A 15,678-nucleotide genomic window follows, 5' to 3' on the forward strand; every position below is an offset into this window, starting at 1 on the left:
TCGCCAGCATAGCGGCGCTGCTTCGATCAGCGGAAGTCGCGTGACGAGACGCTCGGAGGCGCAGCGAGCGGTTCGAACTGCGACGCGATGATGTTCACGACACCGTCGGCCGATCGTTCGAGCGTCCCGCTGACGATGAGCGCAGGGGCGGACCCGGCGACGAGACGGCTGCGCTTCCAGAGCTGGGGCCACGTGACGATGTTCACCGTGCCTGCCTCGTCTTCGAGCGTGATGAAGGTGATGCCGCCGGCGGTGCCAGGACGCTGACGGTGCGTCACGAGACCCGCCACCTCGACGAGCGACCCCGCAGGCACGTCATGCACCCGATCGGAACGCACCACCCGACGCGCGTCGAGCGTCTGCCTGAGCAGTGCCACAGGGTGCGTCCCCGAGACCACGCCGGTGGTCCACAGATCGAGTGCGGTCTGCTCCGCGTCGCTGAGCAGGGGGAGCAGGGGAGGCTGCACCTGCACCACCGATCCCTCGAGATAGCGCGCCCGATTGTCCGACGCCGGTGCCGCGGCCCACATCGCCTCGCGGCGTTCCAGTCCGAGACCGGCGCACGCCCCGGCGGCGCCGAGGGCCTCGATGGTCGTGCGATCCAGATCCGCCCGTCGCGCGAGGTCGGCGAGATCCCTGAACGGTGCGTCGCCACGTGCCCGCTCGATCCGCTCGGCCGCACCCCGCTCGATGCCGCGCACCTCTTCCAATCCCAGTCGCACCGCGAACGCGCCGTCGCGACGGTGGCGCGCTCCCGTGTCGGGTGAGGAGGTGTCGAACGGGCCAGGGGTCGGCTGGTCGTGGTGCGCGCACGACGGCATGCCGGTGATGCGCGGGGCTTCATCCCGATCGTCCTCCAACGGTTCGAGCGCTGAACCGGCGCGCGAGCGCTGCACGTCGGGCGGCAGCACCTGGACGCCGTGACGCCTGGCGTCCTCGACCAGCGATCGGGACGAGTAGAACCCCATCGGTTGCGCGCGCAGCAGACCGGCCAGGAACGCCGCGGGATAGTGCAGCTTGCACCAGGAACTCGCGTAGACGAGCAGCGCGAAGCTGATCGAGTGGCTTTCGGCGAATCCGAATCCGGCGAACGCTTCGATCTGCTGGTAGAGCAGCTGAGCCTCCTCGCCGACGATGCCGTGCTCGTGCATGCCCGAGAACAGCTGGTCCTTGAGTCGGTCGATCCGCTCCACGCCGCGTTTCGACCCCATGGCGCGCCTCAGCTGGTCGGCGTCCTCAGCTGAGCAGTTGCCGACCGTCATCGCCATCTGCATGAGCTGCTCCTGGAAGAGCGGTACCCCGAGCGTGCGTTCCAGCACCGGTTCCAGCGCGGGGTGCGGGTACGTGACCGGTTCTTCCGTGTTGCGGCGGCGCAGGTACGGGTGCACCGCGCCGCCCTGCATGGGACCTGGCCGGATCAGTGCGATCTCGATGACGAGGTCGTAGAAGCGACGCGGTCTGAGGCGCGGCAGCGTGTTCAGCTGCGCGCGGCTCTCGACCTGGAAGACCCCGATGGCATCGGCGCGGCACAGCATGTCGTACACCCCGGCCTCCTCCTTCGGGATCGTCGCGAGCGTCCAGGTCTCACCCGTGGCGTCGGCGATGAGGTCGAGTGTTCCCTGCAGCGCATTCAGCATGCCGAGCCCGAGCAGGTCGAACTTCACGAGACGCATCGCGGCGCAATCGTCCTTGTCCCACTGCAGCACGGTGCGCCCGTCCATGCGGGCGTGCTCGATGGGGCAGACCTCGCCGATCGGTCGCCGGGTGAGCACCATGCCGCCCGAGTGGATGCCGAGGTGCCTCGGGCTCTTGAGGAGCTGAGACGCGAGGTCGCGCACGGGTTCCGGGATCGGACTGTGCGGGTCCTCGCCGATGGAGTTCCACTTGTCCAGGCTGCGCGTCCAGGCCTTCTGCCGATCCGGCGGGTATCCGAGCGCCTTCGCCGCATCCCGCACGGCGGCCTTCGGGCGGTATGAGATCACGTTCGCCACCTGGGCGGCACTGCGCCGTCCGTAGCGTTCGTACACGTACTGGATGACCTCTTCGCGCCTGCCGGAATCGAAGTCCACATCGATGTCCGGTTCTTCGTCGCGCATGCTCGAGAGGAACCGCTCGAACGGCAGGTTGTAGAACACCGAGTCCACATCGGTGATCCTGAGGACGAAGCACACCGCCGAGTTGGCCGCGGATCCTCTGCCCTGGCACAGGATGCCCCGCGTTCGCGCGTACCCCACGAGGTCGTGCACGATGAGGAAGTATCCGGGAAAGTCTTTCTCCTCGATTACGTGCAGTTCGCGTTCGAGGCGCGCGCGAATCCCCGGATCCAGCGGATCGCCGTAGCGCTCGGCTGCCCCTCGCCACACCAGGTCGCGGAGCCAGCTCATCTGCGTGTGCCCCTCGGGGAGCGCGAGGCGGGGCAGCTCGGGCGACGCCGCCCGCAGGGGGAACGCGAGCGACTGCGCGAGCGGAGCGGTGCGCTCGACGGCTTCGGGATGACGCGCGAATCGCCGAAGCATCTGCGCGCCGCTGCGCAACCGCGCGGCGGCGTTCGCCGGCAGGTACCCGTCCATTTCGTCGAGACTTCGCCGCGCCCGGACGGCGGCCACCGCCTCGGCGAGCGGTGCGTGCGCGGCGGTCGCGTAGTGCACGGCGCCCGTGACGACCGTCGGAAACTTGGCGCGCCGCGCGATCTCCGCGAGCTCGTCGCAGCGCACGTCGTCTCCGGGGTGACCGTGGTCGCTGAGCTCGACGTACACGTTGTCCCGCCCGAAGCGGTCGCCGAGGCGAGCGAGCTCGCGCGCCGCCGCGTCGGATCCGCCGGTATCGAGCGCCTGTCGCACCGCGCCCTTCCGGCACCCGGTGAGCACCGCCCACTGCCCGTCCGCATCCGCCGCCAGTGCGTCGAGGTCGTAGCGGGGGCGCCCTTTCTCACCGCCGGCGAGCTGTGCTTCGGTGATCGCCGAAGAGAGCCGATGGTAGCCGCCCACGCCGCGAGCGAGCACGAGCAGGTGGGCGCCGGCGGGGTCGGCGACGCCGAGTTGCGGTGCATCCAACCCGAGGGAGAGCTCTGCGCCGTAGACGGTGAGTAGATCGGGGTGTTCGAGGGCTGCCTCGGCGAAGCGCGCGGCCCCGTAGAACCCGTCGTGATCGGTGATGGCGATGCCGGTGAGCCGCAGTCGGACGGCTTCGGCGATGAGGTCCTCGGGAGAGGAGGCGCCGTCCAGGAAGCTGTAGTGCGAATGAGCGTGGAGCTCGGCGTACGGAACGACGGGCGCCTCAGGCTCGGGGATCGGGATCTCCGGTGGGGGCGCGGGCTGCGTCGACGCGGGCGTCGTGGGTGCGGGGCGAGTTCGACGGGTCCGCGGCGCAGCAGGTCTGCCCGAGAGGGTCCGCTCGAACGTGTCCCATGAGAGTGCCGGGTTGTTCCAGTCCATGAGTCCTCCTCGCAGCGTGCGGTCAGTCGTATCGGCCTTCGGCGAACCACGATCCGCGCTGGTGCAGCAGCAGCCAGGCGTCCCCGTTCTGCAGGGCCAGTTGCAGACGGAAGCGCGGCGGAGTGCCGGCCCACCAGCGTTCGCGCAGCGGCCACGGCGGTGACCAGGTCTCCACGGGTTCGTCGACACCCGCAGTGGGGATGCGCAACCGGGCCGGTGGGGCGGTGAGGGTGTCTCCGTCCTCGCTCAGCGAGACAGAGGATTCGTCGGCGGCGACGCACTCGACCTGAACCGGGGGATCGAAGACGAACACGGGGTGCGGCGGGGGGAGTGATCCCGGCCACGGCTGATCGGGAGGTCGGCGGTGCGCCGCCGTCTCGGATGCGCGTGTGCCCCAGGGGACCCACTGCCGTCGGTCGCGCAGCAACCGACCTCCCGTGAGCTTCGCCGTGACGACCCCTTCATGACCCACCAGGCTCTGCACGCGACTGAGCACGTGATGCACCCTGGGGTCGGAATCGCTGCTCCAGAGACCCGGTTCGTGGTGGGCGGCGCGATCGGTGCGGATCGGCGCGATCAGCACGTGCACCACGCCCGCCCCCGCCCGGTCGGCGTCGCGGGGGAGCGTCTCCGCCTGCCAGCGCACCCGGTTCAGCACGTCAGCGCCGTCGAAGTGCTTCGGGTGGGCCCAGTTGCGCTCGTGTCTCACGCCGATGTCGTCGGTCAGCTGCACGCTGATCTCGGTGCAGATGAGCCCAGCGCCCACGAGATCGGCGACGAAGCGCTCGGCGGCCGCGCTGCAGGCGAACGCCAGCGGATCGGCTCCGTCGACCGGGGGCTCGAAAGCGAGTTCGACCCCGAACTCCTGCGGCCGTTCACGCGGCACCAGCGACGGTCCGGCGTCGGGATCATCGCCGGCCGCGAGTCTGCGGGCGACGCCTCCGGCGCGTCCGAACCGATCCTGCACCGCCGAGGGCGGGAGCGCCGCCAACGCGCCGAGCGTGTGAATGCCGAGACCGCGCAGCACATCGCCCAGGTCGGAGCCGGTGGCGCGTGCGATCGGCAGCGGACCGAGGAAAGCCGCGGTCTCTGCGGCGGCGATGAGCCTGACGCCCGGCGACGGCGAGGTCACCTGCGGATCGTCAGCGGCGGATCGAGCAGCCTGCTCGGCGGCGAAGCGCCCCTCGGCCACTCCGACCCGCGCATCCGAGAACCCGAGACCGGCGATCGCCTCCCTGAGTGCCGCAGCGGCCTCCGCCTCGCCTCCGTAGTAGCGCGCCGGGCCTCTGGCCCGCACGGCGCAGAGGCCCGGCCTGACCGCCTCGACCTCCGGTACGAGCGCTTCCAGTGCGGCGAGCACGGGTTCGAAGCGCCTGGCATCGATTTCGGGGTCGTGCGGCAGCAAACGAAGGTCGGTGCACCGGAATCTCGCCTCGTGCTCTTTGAGGCCGACGCGCACCCCGGCGGCGCGTGCGCCGGCAGAGCACGCCGACACTCTGCGGGACGCCAACAGTGCAACGGGGGCGCCCGGCCCGTCGGCTCGGGGATCGGTGCCGGACTCGGTGCCGGTGCCCGTGTCGGTGTCGGTATCGGGGAACTCGGCGAGGTGCGCGTGCACCGGCCAGTCCGGAATCCAGAGAGCCATCACGCGGCGATGAGAGACCGTCATGCGAACTCCGAAGCGGGTTCCGTCGTGAGCTCGACCACGCGCTCGCGCGTCTTCGTCGGCGCGGCAACAGCTACGGGGCGGGGGAACCCCGGTGCGGGCGGTGCTGCGCCTGCCGGCTGTGGCGCAGATTCGGGTTCGCTCAGACGACCGGTTTCCAGGTGCACGCGATGCTCGCGAAGCCCACGCCGATCTTGGGATCGGATCGTGAGCTCACGGCTGCGGAGCACTCCGCTGCCGTGACCGAGCCCCGACCATCGCGAGGCCGTCACGCGCAACTCGCTCTCCGCACGAGGCCAGTCGCCCAGCACGATCAGCGCCGCACCACTGTCGCGCAGCTTTGCCGCGAGGCGAGCGGCATCGCGATGCGCGGGAGTGGAAATGTCGTACACCAGTACGAGTGAGAGCGTCTCGGCGAGCGTGCTGGCGACGCTGAGCGCGCGGGCGCCGGGCCGCGGCACGAGGGCGCAGCGGTCGAGCGCGACCCCGAGTCGCGCAGCGGCTTCGGGGTGCAGGTCGGGTGCGCCCACGATGCCGCACCACTCGCCCGCGGTCGACGCTTCGGCAAGCAGGGCCAGGCCCAGAGTGGCCGAACCGTGCACAGCATAGGTGGCCCCCATGCGCAGGCGGCCCCCCGGAAGCAGCGGGCGCAACGGGCCGGCGGTCGGTAGGGTGCGCTCATCCAGGCGAAGCGACTGCATCTCATCGATGCGGTGCTGCAGCGAGGCGGAGGCGGGCGAGGACATGCACCCATATTCGAACATGTATTCGAGTCTGTCAATCCGGAAACGGGGTGTCCTGTCAGCACGTAGGATGGACGGGATGAATGAAGACGATCTGGACGATTACGAACGCGATGCCGAGCTCTCGCTGTTCCGAGAGTACCGGGACGTCGTCGGTCAATTTCGCTATGTCGTGGAGACCGAGCGGCGGTTCTACCTGGCGAACGAGGTCGATCTCACGCGTCAGGACGCGGGGAGCGATTTCTACTTCGAGCTCTCGATGAAAGATGTCTGGGTGTGGGACGTCTACCGCGCCGACCGATTCGTGAAGTCGGTCCGGGTGCTCACGTTCAAGGACGTCAACGTCGAAGAGCTCTCGGCACGCGAGTTCAAGCTGCCGCAGGAGCTCGCGCTCGACGAGTGAGCGCACTGGATGCGGGTGTGCGTTCCGCGGTGATCCCGCATCGTGCACAGCCAGCATGCTCGATGTGAATCGGCGCATCTTCCACAGCCGTGTCGGCGAGGCAGCGCACCCTGTTCCCCCGATGGCATGGTCAGGGTATGCGCCGCGGACATTCCCTGCTCGAGCTTCGTTCTCATCGTGCGTCGATGGGAGCGTGGGGAGTCGCCCTGCTCCTGCTGCTCCTCCTGCAGCCGGGTGCCTCCGCCAGGGCTGTGGCACCGGTCGAGAAGTGGTCGTCGCCCGCCGGGCACCCACTGGTACTCGCCCGGGGATATGAACCCCCGCCCACCCCGTATGCGGCGGGGCACCGTGGCGTCGATCTCGCCGCGACCGATGGCCAGCCGCTTCTGGCCCCCGCCGACGGCGTCGTGAGCTTCGCGGGTCCCGTCGCGGGACGCGGCGTGATCTCGATCCGTGTCGACCGAGACACCGTGCTCTCCCTCGAACCGGTCGAGACGTCCCTCACGGAAGGCGACCCCGTGCAGCGCGGACGCACGATCGGTACGATCCGCAACGGGCACTGCGCCTCGGCGTGCGTGCACCTGGGGGTGCGGGTCGATGGTGCATACGTGAATCCGATGCGGTTCCTGTCTGGGGTGCCCGAACTCCTCCCCTGGTGAGTGTCATGACGGTGCCGTGGTGCCGAGCCTGTGCCGTGGTGCCGCTCTCGGCTCCGGCTGAGGTTCACGCTCGCGGATGCGCCTGACGGTAGCTTTCCGCGAGTCGTTCGGTCGACACGTGCGTGTAGACCTGGGTGCTCGACAGGCTCGCGTGCCCGAGCAGTTCTTGCACCACGCGGAGGTCGGCGCCGCCGTCGAGCAGGTGCGTGGCAGCGGTGTGGCGGAACGTGTGCGGGCCACGGGGGCCGCCGCCCGGTTCTTGTTCGAGTTCGCGCGCGACGAGGCGGTAGACAGCCTGGGTGGTGAGCGGGGTGCCGTCGCTGCCGAGGAACACTTCGGCCGCGTCGATCATGCCGTCTGATGCGGCGAGGAGTGAGGGTCTGCCGCGCTCGAGGTAGTCGTCGAGTGCACGAGCCGCCGGGGCTCCGAAGGGCACGACACGGTCGCGGTTGCCTTTGCCTCGGACGCGGACGGTGCGCTCGAGGAGGTCGAGGCCGGAGCGGCGGAGCGTGCACAGCTCGGAGACGCGCATGGCCGTGGCGTACAGGAGTTCGAGGATGGCGTGGTCTCTGATCTGCTGGGGTGTGCCGTGTGCGGCGCGTTGTGCGGCCCGTTCCATGATGCGCGCGATCTGCTCGTTTCCGAGTACGCGCGGCAGGGTGCGGGGGGCCTGAGGCGCGCGCAGTCGGGATGCAGGGTTGCCCGGTACGAGTCCGCGGTGCTCGAGCCACTTGCCGAACGACTTCGCGGTGGCGACGCGACGCGCGATCGTCGTGGGGGCCAGACCGCGCTGCTGCTCGGCCCAGAGCCAGTCGCGCAGCAGATCGAGCGTGAGGGCATCGAGACGCATCGAGGCGGCGACTGAAGCCTCTCCCTCGGAGGCGAACGCGACCAGCGATTGCAAGTCGCGCGCGTACGCGCGCAGCGTGTGCTCCGAGTAGCCGTACTCGTGCCGAGTCGCGGCGAGGAACTCGCTCGTGGCGTCGTGCAGGTGCATGCACTCATTCTCGACGGTGGAGACGCCATCGCTCCTCACCACCGTACGGCGTTTCGTCTCGGGTCATGAAGCCGAGCAGTTCGAGTTCGGCCGCAGCGTCTCGGGCGTCGTCCGGGTCGAGTCCGGCGCGGGCCGCCGCGTCTCGGAGCGTGCGGGTGCCGCGCAACGGCAGCGCGTCCAGCAGTCGGCGGTGGGTCGCCGGCTGCCGGGTACCGTCGCCGTCCGCGGGCGAGGGATCAGTGGGAGAGCCCACATCGCCTCCGAGCAGTTCGATGACGTCGGATGTGCCTGAGATGAGGGTGGCGCCGTACTCGCGGATGAGCCGGTGACAGCCTCGGGACGCGGCGGAGGTCACCGGCCCGGGCACGGCGCCGAGCGGACGCCCGATCTCGGCGGCGTGTCCTGCGGTGTTCAGCGAACCCGACCGCGGTCCGGCTTCCGTCACCAGGGTTGCGGCGGAGAGGGATGCGATGAGCCGGTTGCGCATGAGGAACCGCCACCGTGTCGGGGCGGCTCCCGGCGGCATTTCGGCGCAGACCGCACCGTGCTCGCCGATGCGCTGCAGCAGTGTCTCGTGCGCGCGCGGGTAGGCCCGATCCGCTCCGCCGGCGAGGAGTGCGACGGTAGGGCGTTCGAGATGGAGCGCGGTGCGGTGCGCGACGGCGTCGATGCCGTACGCGGCACCCGAGACGATCGTCGCTCCGGCCTGCGCTGCGGCGGCGGTGAACTCTGCCGTCACGTCGGACCCGTAGCCGCTCGCAGCTCGCGAGCCGACGACGGACAGCGCGGTGCTCGAAAGGTGCGCCGGGTCGCCGCGGACCCACAGCATGAGTGGGGCGTGCGCGCCCAGGTCGACCAGCGTCCGGGGCCACAAGGAGTCCTCGGGGAGGACGACCCGGAGCCCTCCCTGCTGGGCGCGATCGAGGTCCTCGTGCGCGCCTCTGCGGTCGAGGCGGGGCACCCATCGCTTCAGCGCCGCGGTGCAGGCGCGGACCGTCAGGTCGGGTGAGAGCGTGTGCGGCTCCTCGGCTTCGGCCGCGTGCCGTTCGCATGCCCTCAGGAGGTCGGTGCCGGTCGTGCCGCGCATGAGCATGAGCAGTGCGTGCTCGGGACCGATGCAGGTGAGGACCTCGTGGGCGACGCGGTCACCCGGTTCGGTGAGACGAGACCATGCGATCCGGGCCAGCAGCGCATCGGCGCGTTCCGCGCTGTGCACGGCTGCCGTGTCCGTGGCCGAATCGATGGCGGCGAGAGCCCCGCGGATCGCGGGTTCGGCGAGAAATCCTGCAGTCGGGCGGCTCATCGTCGACCCCCGCGGAGCGCGAGAGCGCGCGCGATATCGGCGCGACTGGGCAGGTCGCGGCCGGCGAGATCGGCGATGGTCCACGCGACCCTCAGCGTACGGTCGTACCCGCGCAGGGTGAGCGCGCCGCGTCCGAGCGCCTGATCGAGCACGGCGGTGTGGCTGCGCGGCAGCCGTGCTGCCGGTCCGCGCAACCAGTTGCCCGGGACTTGCGCGTTGACCGTCCACGGTGTTCCGGAGAGTCGTGCGGCGGCGAGTGCTCTCGCCCGGCCGACCCGATCCTTGAGCTCTCGGCTGGTGGGTCTGACCGCGCAGGATTCGGTGAGTACGACACTCGACACGCGTCGCACTTCGAGTGACAGGTCGATGCGATCGCGCAGCGGGCCGGATACCCGCTGCGCATACTGACGCCGCGCGTACGGCGTGCACGTGCACTCGAGCGCCGGGTCGGGGGAGTCCGCATTGCCGCACGGGCACGGGTTCGAGGCGAGCACGAGTTGCAGTGCGGCGGGGAAGGTGGCTCGGAACCTGGCGCGGTGGATCTCGACGACCCCCGACTCGAGCGGTTGCCTGAGCGCGTCGAGTACCGTGGAGGAGAACAGCGGCGTCTCATCGAGCAGCATCACTCCGTGGCAGGCTCTCGTGATGGCCCCCGGTCGGATCCCGGCCGCGTCTCCGCCTCCGATGATGGCCGCGGGTGAGGCCGTGTGATGGGGGCGTTCGAACGGCGGGCGCCGGATGAGTTCGGTGACGGGCGAGCCACCCAGCGAGGCGATGCAGCTCGCCGTGAGTGCTTCTTCGGACGTGAGATCGGGCAAAATCGAGGGAAGCCGACTCGCCAGGAGCGTCTTGCCCGCTCCGGGAGGGCCGGAGAGGGAGATGTGATGCCGACCGGCCGCCGCGATCACCATCGCCTCGGTCGCCTCCGGCTGGCCGACGACGTCTGCCATGTCGGGTTCGGCCAGTGCGCGGGACACCCGCGGACCGTTGCCCGACTGCCCATCGTCGCGACGGCGGTCGCCCGGAATCTCCGACCACCGACCGGGCGACCCGCGATGCCAGGCGGCAGCGGCGGCAAGATCGGGCGCTGAGATCACCCCGATCCCGGGGACCAGCAACGCTTCCGCTCGACCGGATTCCGGCACCATGATCCGCTCGAATCCGAGCTCGCGCGCCGCGACCACCGCGCTCAGCAAGCCTGCGGGCCGTCGAATGCCCCCGTCGAGTCCGAGTTCGCCGAAGTGCGCGGTCGTGTGCAGGCGTCCGTCGGGAACCTCCCCCGAGGCCGAGAGCGCCGCCAGCGCGATCGCGAGGTCGAAGGACGAGCCGTGCTTCGGCAGTGCCGCCGGGCTCAGATTGATGGTCAGGAACCGAGAGCTGAGGCTCAGTCCTGCCTGCGCGATCGCCGTGCGTACCCTGAGGCGAGCCTCGGCGAGCGCTGCATCGGGCAGACCGATGACCGCCATGCCGGGAAGCTGACGGGTGACCGCCGCTTCGACCATCACCGGGGTGCCGGTGAGTCCGAGCAGTGCGAGTGCCGCAGCCTTGGGCACCGTTGCGCTCACGCTACGCCCTGCAGGTGGTCGAGGCGGGGGCGCTCGCCGTCGCGCAGGACGATGCCGATGGCGTCGACGCGCAATCGGGTGCCGCGCGCCGTGTGCGCGCGGGCCCAGGCGCCGAGCAGACGCCGGATCCGGTGTGCCTTGCGCGGGGTGATCGCTTCGAGCGGATGCCCGTAGCCGAGCCCCGTCCGGGTCTTCACCTCGACGGCGACGACCGTCTCTCCGTCGCGGACGATGAGATCGAGTTCGCCGTCGCGGTGCCGCCAGTTCTGAGCGAGGATCGTGCATCCGCGTCGCTCGAGGTGCTCGCGAGCGATCGTCTCGCCGCGTGCGCCGATGCGGTGATTGTGCGTGCGGTCCGTCGCGGGGACCGATGGTTCAGCGGGGTGTGGGTTCATGGGTGCCTCCGCGACCAGCGTGGCGCGAGCGACCCGGTCATCGAGCGGCCGTGCGGGAGGTGGGGAAAGATCCGGTGCGGCCAGGCGGTGTGGACGAAACGCAGTGCGTCACGACGCGGGTGCGCCGATGCTACACTGTTCGGAGCACCTCTGTGGAGGTGACTTCGCGTGCCCGCGCACGGATGCAGCGCCACCGGTCTTCACTCGTGAAGCGGCGCTCTCCGGGGCACCAGGATTCCCCCGCACCGCGGGCGGAAGAGACAACCGCAAGCGCGCACGTCCCCGTGCGCAGAACAGGAGAACGGCCATGGCCGTCGTCACCATTCGCCAGCTGCTCGACAGCGGCGTCCACTTCGGACACCAGACCCGTCGCTGGAACCCCAAGATGAAGCGCTTCATCTTCACCGAGCGCTCGGGCATCTACATCATCGACCTGCAGCAGTCGCTCGGATACATCGATGACGCATACGAGTTCGTGAAGAACACCGTCGCACGCGGCGGCAACATCCTCTTCGTCGGCACCAAGAAGCAGGCGCAGGAAGCCATCGCCGAACAGGCCGCTCGTGTGAATCAGCCCTACGTCAACCAGCGCTGGCTCGGCGGACTCCTCACCAACTTCCAGACCGTCACCAAGCGCCTCGAGCGCATGAAGGAGCTCGAGCAGCTCGACTTCGAGGGCGGCACGAGCGGCTTCACCAAGAAGGAGCTCCTGCTCAAGAGCCGTGAGCTCGAGAAGCTGCAGAAGTCGCTCGGCGGCATCCGCAACATGGGCAAGACCCCGGCAGCGCTCTGGGTGGTCGACACCAAGAAGGAGCACCTTGCAATCGACGAGGCGAAGAAGCTGGGCATCCCGGTCATCGCCATCCTCGACACCAACTGCGACCCCGACGAGGTCACCTACCCCATTCCGGGCAACGACGACGCGATCCGCTCCGTCTCGCTGCTCACGCGCGTGATCGCCGACGCCGCGGCCGAAGGCCTCATGGAGCGCCACCAGAAGCCCAGCGAGGGCGACGCCGCAGCCGAGCCGCTCGCCGAGTGGGAGGTCGAGCTGCTGAACGCCGACCAGGCCGAGAAGCCCGCAGCCGAGGAGACCACTGAGGCGCCCGCCGCCGAGGAGACCCCTGCTGAGGAGACCCCCGCAGCCGAGGCCTCGGAAGAGGCTGCGGCCGAGGCGCCGGCCGAGAAGACCGCCGAGTAACTCGGCACACACTCACTCGTACCCACTACTCAGAAGGAGTCACATATGGCTGCAGTCAGCATGGCCGCTGTGAAGGAACTGCGCGAGCGTCTCGGCGCCGGCATGGTCGACAGCAAGAACGCGCTCACCGAGGCAGATGGCGACATCGAGAAGGCGATCGAGATCCTGCGTCTCAAGGGCCTGAAGGGCGTTGCGAAGCGTGAGGGCCGCGAGGCGAGCGAAGGTCTCGTCGCCGTCAAGCAGGGCGACGACACCACCGTCATGATCGAGCTCGTCTGCGAGACCGACTTCGTCGCGAAGAACGAGAAGTTCGGCGCACTGGGCGAGCGCGTGCTCGATGCGATCACCGCTGCCGGTGCGAAGAACCTCGAGGAGGCGCTCGCCGCCCCCGCCGAAGGCAAGACGGTCGGCGAGGTCATCACCGATGAAGCCGCGATCATCGGCGAGCGCATCGAGCTGCGCCGCGTCGCCGTGACCGAGGGCTCGACCGCCGTGTACCTGCACCGCACGTCGAAGGATCTGCCCCCGCAGATCGGTGTCGTGGTGGGGTACACCGGCGACGACGCGAAGGCTGCGCTGAGCATCGCTCAGCACATCTCCTTCGCCGACCCGGTGTACGTCACGCGCGACGAGGTGCCCGAGGCCGAGGTCGAGAAGGAGCGCGAGCTCGTCACCGAGATCTCGAAGAACGAGGGCAAGCCCGAGGCTGCACTGCCGAAGATCGTCGAGGGTCGCCTCAACGCATTCTTCAAGCAGGTCGTGCTGAACGAGCAGATCCACGCGCTGGACGAGGAGAAGCGCACGGTGGCGAAGGTGGCCGAGGCCGCCGGGATCACGGTGAACGGCTTCGCTCGGTGCAAGGTCGGATCCTAATCCGCTGGTGAGAGACCCGGGTGCCATCGGCACCCGGGTCTCGTGCTGTCCGGGGTCGAACGATCGGCGCCGAGCGGATCCTGCAGCCCGCGTGCCGGCATCCGGCACCTCCACTATCCTGGCATCAGCAGGTGCCCCGTCTTGAAGGAGAATCGATGACTCAGAACACCCCCGCTCGCAAGCGTCGCGTCATGCTCAAGCTCTCGGGCGAAGCGTTCGGCGGTGGCACGCTCGGAGTGAACCCCGACGTGGTGAGCCAGATCGCTCGCGAGATCGCGGCGGCGGTCGACACCGTCGAGGTGGCAGTGGTGGTCGGCGGCGGCAACTTCTTCCGCGGCGCCGAGCTGTCGCAGCGCGGCATGGATCGCTCGCGCGCCGACTACATGGGAATGCTCGGCACCGTGATGAACGCGCTTGCGCTGCAGGACTTCCTCGAGCAGGCCGGAGTGTCGAGCCGGGTCCAGTCCGCGGTGACGATGACGCAGGTCGCTGAGACCTACATCCCGTTGCGCGCGGTCCGCCACCTCGAGAAGGGGCGCGTCGTGATCTTCGGTGCCGGTGCCGGTCTGCCCTATTTCTCGACCGATACCGTGGCCGCTCAGCGTGCGCTCGAGATCCACGCCGAGCAGGTGCTCGTCGCCAAGAACGGTGTCGACGGCGTGTACACCGCGGATCCGCGGAAGGATCCCGAGGCCACATTGATCGATGAGATCAGTTACGGTGACGCGCTCGTCCGCGGCCTCAAGGTCGTCGATTCGACCGCGTTCAGTCTCTGCATGGACAATGGAATGCCGATGCGTGTCTTCGGCATGGAGCCCGAGGGCAACGTCACCGCCGCGATCCGCGGCGAGCAGCTCGGCACGCTCGTCCGCCAGTAGCGGAACGTTCGGTCGCGACTGCGGCGGGCTGCGCTGGCCTGCCGTTATGCTGGAAATACTGAGATTTTATGAAGGAGAGCACCGTGATAGACGAGGTCTTCGCTGACGTCAACGACCGCATGACCAAGGCCGTGGAGGCGGCGAAGGAGAGCTTTGCGACGGTGCGCACCGGCCGTGCGAATCCCGCGCTGCTGCAGGGTGTCCAGGTCGATTACTACGGCACACCGACACCGCTGCCGCAGCTCGCCTCGGTGCAGAACCAGGACGCGCGCAGCCTGGTCATCACGCCCTACGACAAGGGGGCGATGAAAGAGATCGAGCAGGCGATCCGCGACATGCCGAACCTCGGTGCCAACCCGAACAATGACGGCACCGTGATCCGCCTCAATCTTCCCGAGCTCACGGCCGAGCGCCGCAAGGAGTTCGTGAAGATCGTGAAGTCGCGCGCCGAGGATGCACGCGTGGCCGTGCGCAACGTGCGGCGACACGGCAAGGACGAGCTCGAGGCGTTGAAGTCCGAGGTCGGCGAGGACGAGATCGGCCGCGCCGAGAAGGAGCTCGAGTCGCTCACCAAGCAGTACATCGATCAGATCGATGACTCGATGAAGCGCAAAGAGACCGAACTGCTCGAGGTCTGATCCGGTGTCCGACCACCCGCGGAGCGAGTTCAGGGCGCACCTGCAGTCGACCCGCGCGCAGCTCGAGGCGAAGAACGCCGAGATCGAGAAGCGCGCGGGTCGGAACCTGTTCTTCGCCGTGCTCTCGGGTCTGGCATTCGCGGCGGTCTTCATCGCGAGTCTCTTCTTCCTGAAGGAACTCTTCGTCGCGCTGGTCGCGATTCTCGTGGCGATCGCGCTCGTCGAGCTCGCGGCGGCGTTCCGCGTCGCCGGACGGCGAGTGCCGAGGGTCGGCGTCGTGATCGGCGGACTCACGATCGTCGCCGGGGCGTACGTCGGGGGACCGGAAGGAATGCTCCTCGGTCTGTTCGCCGGGTCGTTGCTGCTGACCCTCTGGCGTCTGGTCGAGGGGCTGGTGCCCCGCTGGGAGGTGCCGAAGCGCACCTTGATCCGTGACATCTTCTCAGGACTCTTCACGCTCGTCTACGTCAGCTTCCTCGGCTCATTCGCCGTGCTCCTGCTCATGGCGGATCGCGGTGAATGGTGGGTGTTCTCCCTCGTGCTGGTCGTCGTCTCGGTGGATGTCGGAGCGTACGCCGCGGGCGTGACGCTCGGTCGCCACAAAATGACGCCGCGGATCAGTCCCAACAAGACCTGGGAGGGGTTCTTCGGTGCGGCGACGGTGGCGATCATCGCGGGCATCGCCGCATCCGTCTTCGCCCTGCAGCAGCCCTGGTGGGTCGGGGTCGTGATCGGTGCGGTGGTGCTGCTGACCGCGACAGGCGGCGACCTGACGGAGTCGCTGATCAAACGCAATCTGGGTGTGAAGGATATGAGTTCGTGGATCCCCGGTCACGGTGGGTTCCTGGATCGACTGGATTCGCTGCTGCCCTCGGCGGTCGGCGTCTACGGAGTCGCGTTGAGTTGGGGAGTGGTCGTGTGAA

The 15,678-nt window shown here is 69.1% G+C and carries 14 protein-coding genes; 7 read left to right on the plus strand and 7 right to left on the minus strand.

Annotated elements, in window-relative coordinates:
* Positions 1–26 precede the first annotated feature (26 nt).
* Genes J4H85_RS06475 through imuA' form a run of 3 tightly spaced genes read right to left on the minus strand, consistent with a single transcriptional unit; the run spans position 27 to position 5,846 of the window.
* Positions 27–3,434: an error-prone DNA polymerase gene (locus J4H85_RS06475; RefSeq protein ID WP_208238005.1), complete on the minus strand. Its 3,408-nt coding sequence runs from the start codon at positions 3,432–3,434 to the stop codon at positions 27–29.
* 22 nt (positions 3,435–3,456) lie between these two features.
* Complete coding sequence (locus J4H85_RS06480) at positions 3,457–5,103, minus strand: DNA polymerase Y family protein (protein ID WP_208238007.1); 1,647 nt, start codon at positions 5,101–5,103, stop codon at positions 3,457–3,459.
* Positions 5,100–5,846, minus strand: coding sequence for a DnaE2-dependent mutagenesis accessory factor ImuA' (gene imuA', locus J4H85_RS06485; protein WP_208238009.1), 747 nt, complete (start codon positions 5,844–5,846; stop codon positions 5,100–5,102). Before imuA' ends, J4H85_RS06480 begins: the two co-directional genes overlap by 4 nt.
* A gap of 76 nt (positions 5,847–5,922) precedes the next feature.
* Between imuA' and J4H85_RS06490 the strand changes: the two genes are divergently transcribed.
* Both J4H85_RS06490 and J4H85_RS06495 read left to right on the plus strand, forming a co-directional pair.
* A complete protein-coding gene (locus J4H85_RS06490; protein WP_208238011.1) occupies positions 5,923–6,246 on the plus strand; it encodes a DUF2469 domain-containing protein in 324 nt (107 codons plus the stop codon).
* Positions 6,247–6,431: 185 nt separating this feature from the next.
* Entirely contained in the window at positions 6,432–6,905 is a 474-nt protein-coding gene (locus J4H85_RS06495; protein ID WP_208238013.1) for a M23 family metallopeptidase, read from the plus strand.
* Positions 6,906–6,969: 64 nt separating this feature from the next.
* On the opposite strand, the gene J4H85_RS06500 is transcribed toward J4H85_RS06495, so the two are convergent.
* The 4 genes from J4H85_RS06500 to J4H85_RS06515 are packed head-to-tail and all read right to left on the minus strand — an operon-like array spanning position 6,970 to position 11,165.
* Positions 6,970–7,902, minus strand: coding sequence for a tyrosine-type recombinase/integrase (locus tag J4H85_RS06500; RefSeq protein ID WP_208238015.1), 933 nt, complete (start codon positions 7,900–7,902; stop codon positions 6,970–6,972).
* Positions 7,903–7,906: 4 nt separating this feature from the next.
* Positions 7,907–9,205: a DNA-processing protein DprA gene (gene dprA / locus J4H85_RS06505; RefSeq protein ID WP_208238017.1), complete on the minus strand. Its 1,299-nt coding sequence runs from the start codon at positions 9,203–9,205 to the stop codon at positions 7,907–7,909.
* Entirely contained in the window at positions 9,202–10,770 is a 1,569-nt protein-coding gene (locus J4H85_RS06510) for a YifB family Mg chelatase-like AAA ATPase (protein WP_208238019.1), read from the minus strand. The genes dprA and J4H85_RS06510 overlap by 4 nt, the downstream gene beginning before the upstream one ends.
* On the minus strand, positions 10,767–11,165 hold the full coding sequence (locus J4H85_RS06515) for a YraN family protein (RefSeq protein ID WP_208238020.1): 399 nt from the start codon (positions 11,163–11,165) through the stop codon (positions 10,767–10,769). The genes J4H85_RS06510 and J4H85_RS06515 overlap by 4 nt, the downstream gene beginning before the upstream one ends.
* 307 nt (positions 11,166–11,472) lie before the next feature.
* Between J4H85_RS06515 and rpsB the strand changes: the two genes are divergently transcribed.
* The 5 genes from rpsB to J4H85_RS06540 all read left to right on the plus strand — a co-directional run bounded on the left by rpsB (position 11,473) and on the right by J4H85_RS06540 (position 15,677).
* Complete coding sequence (gene rpsB, locus J4H85_RS06520; RefSeq protein ID WP_208238021.1) at positions 11,473–12,366, plus strand: 30S ribosomal protein S2; 894 nt, start codon at positions 11,473–11,475, stop codon at positions 12,364–12,366.
* A gap of 45 nt (positions 12,367–12,411) precedes the next feature.
* Positions 12,412–13,239, plus strand: coding sequence for a translation elongation factor Ts (gene tsf, locus J4H85_RS06525; protein WP_208238022.1), 828 nt, complete (start codon positions 12,412–12,414; stop codon positions 13,237–13,239).
* A 155-nt stretch (positions 13,240–13,394) separates the two neighbouring features.
* A complete protein-coding gene (pyrH, locus tag J4H85_RS06530) occupies positions 13,395–14,117 on the plus strand; it encodes a UMP kinase (RefSeq protein ID WP_208238023.1) in 723 nt (240 codons plus the stop codon).
* An 83-nt stretch (positions 14,118–14,200) separates the two neighbouring features.
* Positions 14,201–14,755 carry a ribosome recycling factor gene (frr, locus tag J4H85_RS06535; protein WP_208238024.1) on the plus strand — a complete coding sequence of 185 codons (555 nt, stop codon included), beginning with the start codon at positions 14,201–14,203 and terminating at the stop codon, positions 14,753–14,755.
* A gap of 4 nt (positions 14,756–14,759) precedes the next feature.
* A complete protein-coding gene (locus J4H85_RS06540) occupies positions 14,760–15,677 on the plus strand; it encodes a phosphatidate cytidylyltransferase (protein ID WP_208238025.1) in 918 nt (305 codons plus the stop codon).
* Position 15,678 lies beyond the last annotated feature (1 nt).

Source organism: Leucobacter tardus (assembly GCF_017583045.1).
Lineage (GTDB): Bacteria > Actinomycetota > Actinomycetes > Actinomycetales > Microbacteriaceae > Leucobacter > Leucobacter tardus.

Excerpts from the sequence above, each read along its gene's own strand:
- J4H85_RS06475 (WP_208238005.1), bottom strand. The coding sequence starts at position 3,434 with ATGGACTGGAACAACCCGGCACTCTCATGGGACACGTTCGAGCGGACC.
- J4H85_RS06480 (WP_208238007.1), bottom strand. The coding sequence starts at position 5,103 with ATGACGGTCTCTCATCGCCGCGTGATGGCTCTCTGGATTCCGGACTGG.
- imuA' (WP_208238009.1), bottom strand. The coding sequence starts at position 5,846 with ATGTCCTCGCCCGCCTCCGCCTCGCTGCAGCACCGCATCGATGAGATG.
- J4H85_RS06490 (WP_208238011.1), top strand. The coding sequence starts at position 5,923 with ATGAATGAAGACGATCTGGACGATTACGAACGCGATGCCGAGCTCTCG.
- J4H85_RS06495 (WP_208238013.1), top strand. The coding sequence starts at position 6,432 with ATGGGAGCGTGGGGAGTCGCCCTGCTCCTGCTGCTCCTCCTGCAGCCG.
- J4H85_RS06500 (WP_208238015.1), bottom strand. The coding sequence starts at position 7,902 with ATGCACCTGCACGACGCCACGAGCGAGTTCCTCGCCGCGACTCGGCAC.
- dprA (WP_208238017.1), bottom strand. The coding sequence starts at position 9,205 with ATGAGCCGCCCGACTGCAGGATTTCTCGCCGAACCCGCGATCCGCGGG.
- J4H85_RS06515 (WP_208238020.1), bottom strand. The coding sequence starts at position 11,165 with ATGAACCCACACCCCGCTGAACCATCGGTCCCCGCGACGGACCGCACG.
- rpsB (WP_208238021.1), top strand. The coding sequence starts at position 11,473 with ATGGCCGTCGTCACCATTCGCCAGCTGCTCGACAGCGGCGTCCACTTC.
- tsf (WP_208238022.1), top strand. The coding sequence starts at position 12,412 with ATGGCTGCAGTCAGCATGGCCGCTGTGAAGGAACTGCGCGAGCGTCTC.
- pyrH (WP_208238023.1), top strand. The coding sequence starts at position 13,395 with ATGACTCAGAACACCCCCGCTCGCAAGCGTCGCGTCATGCTCAAGCTC.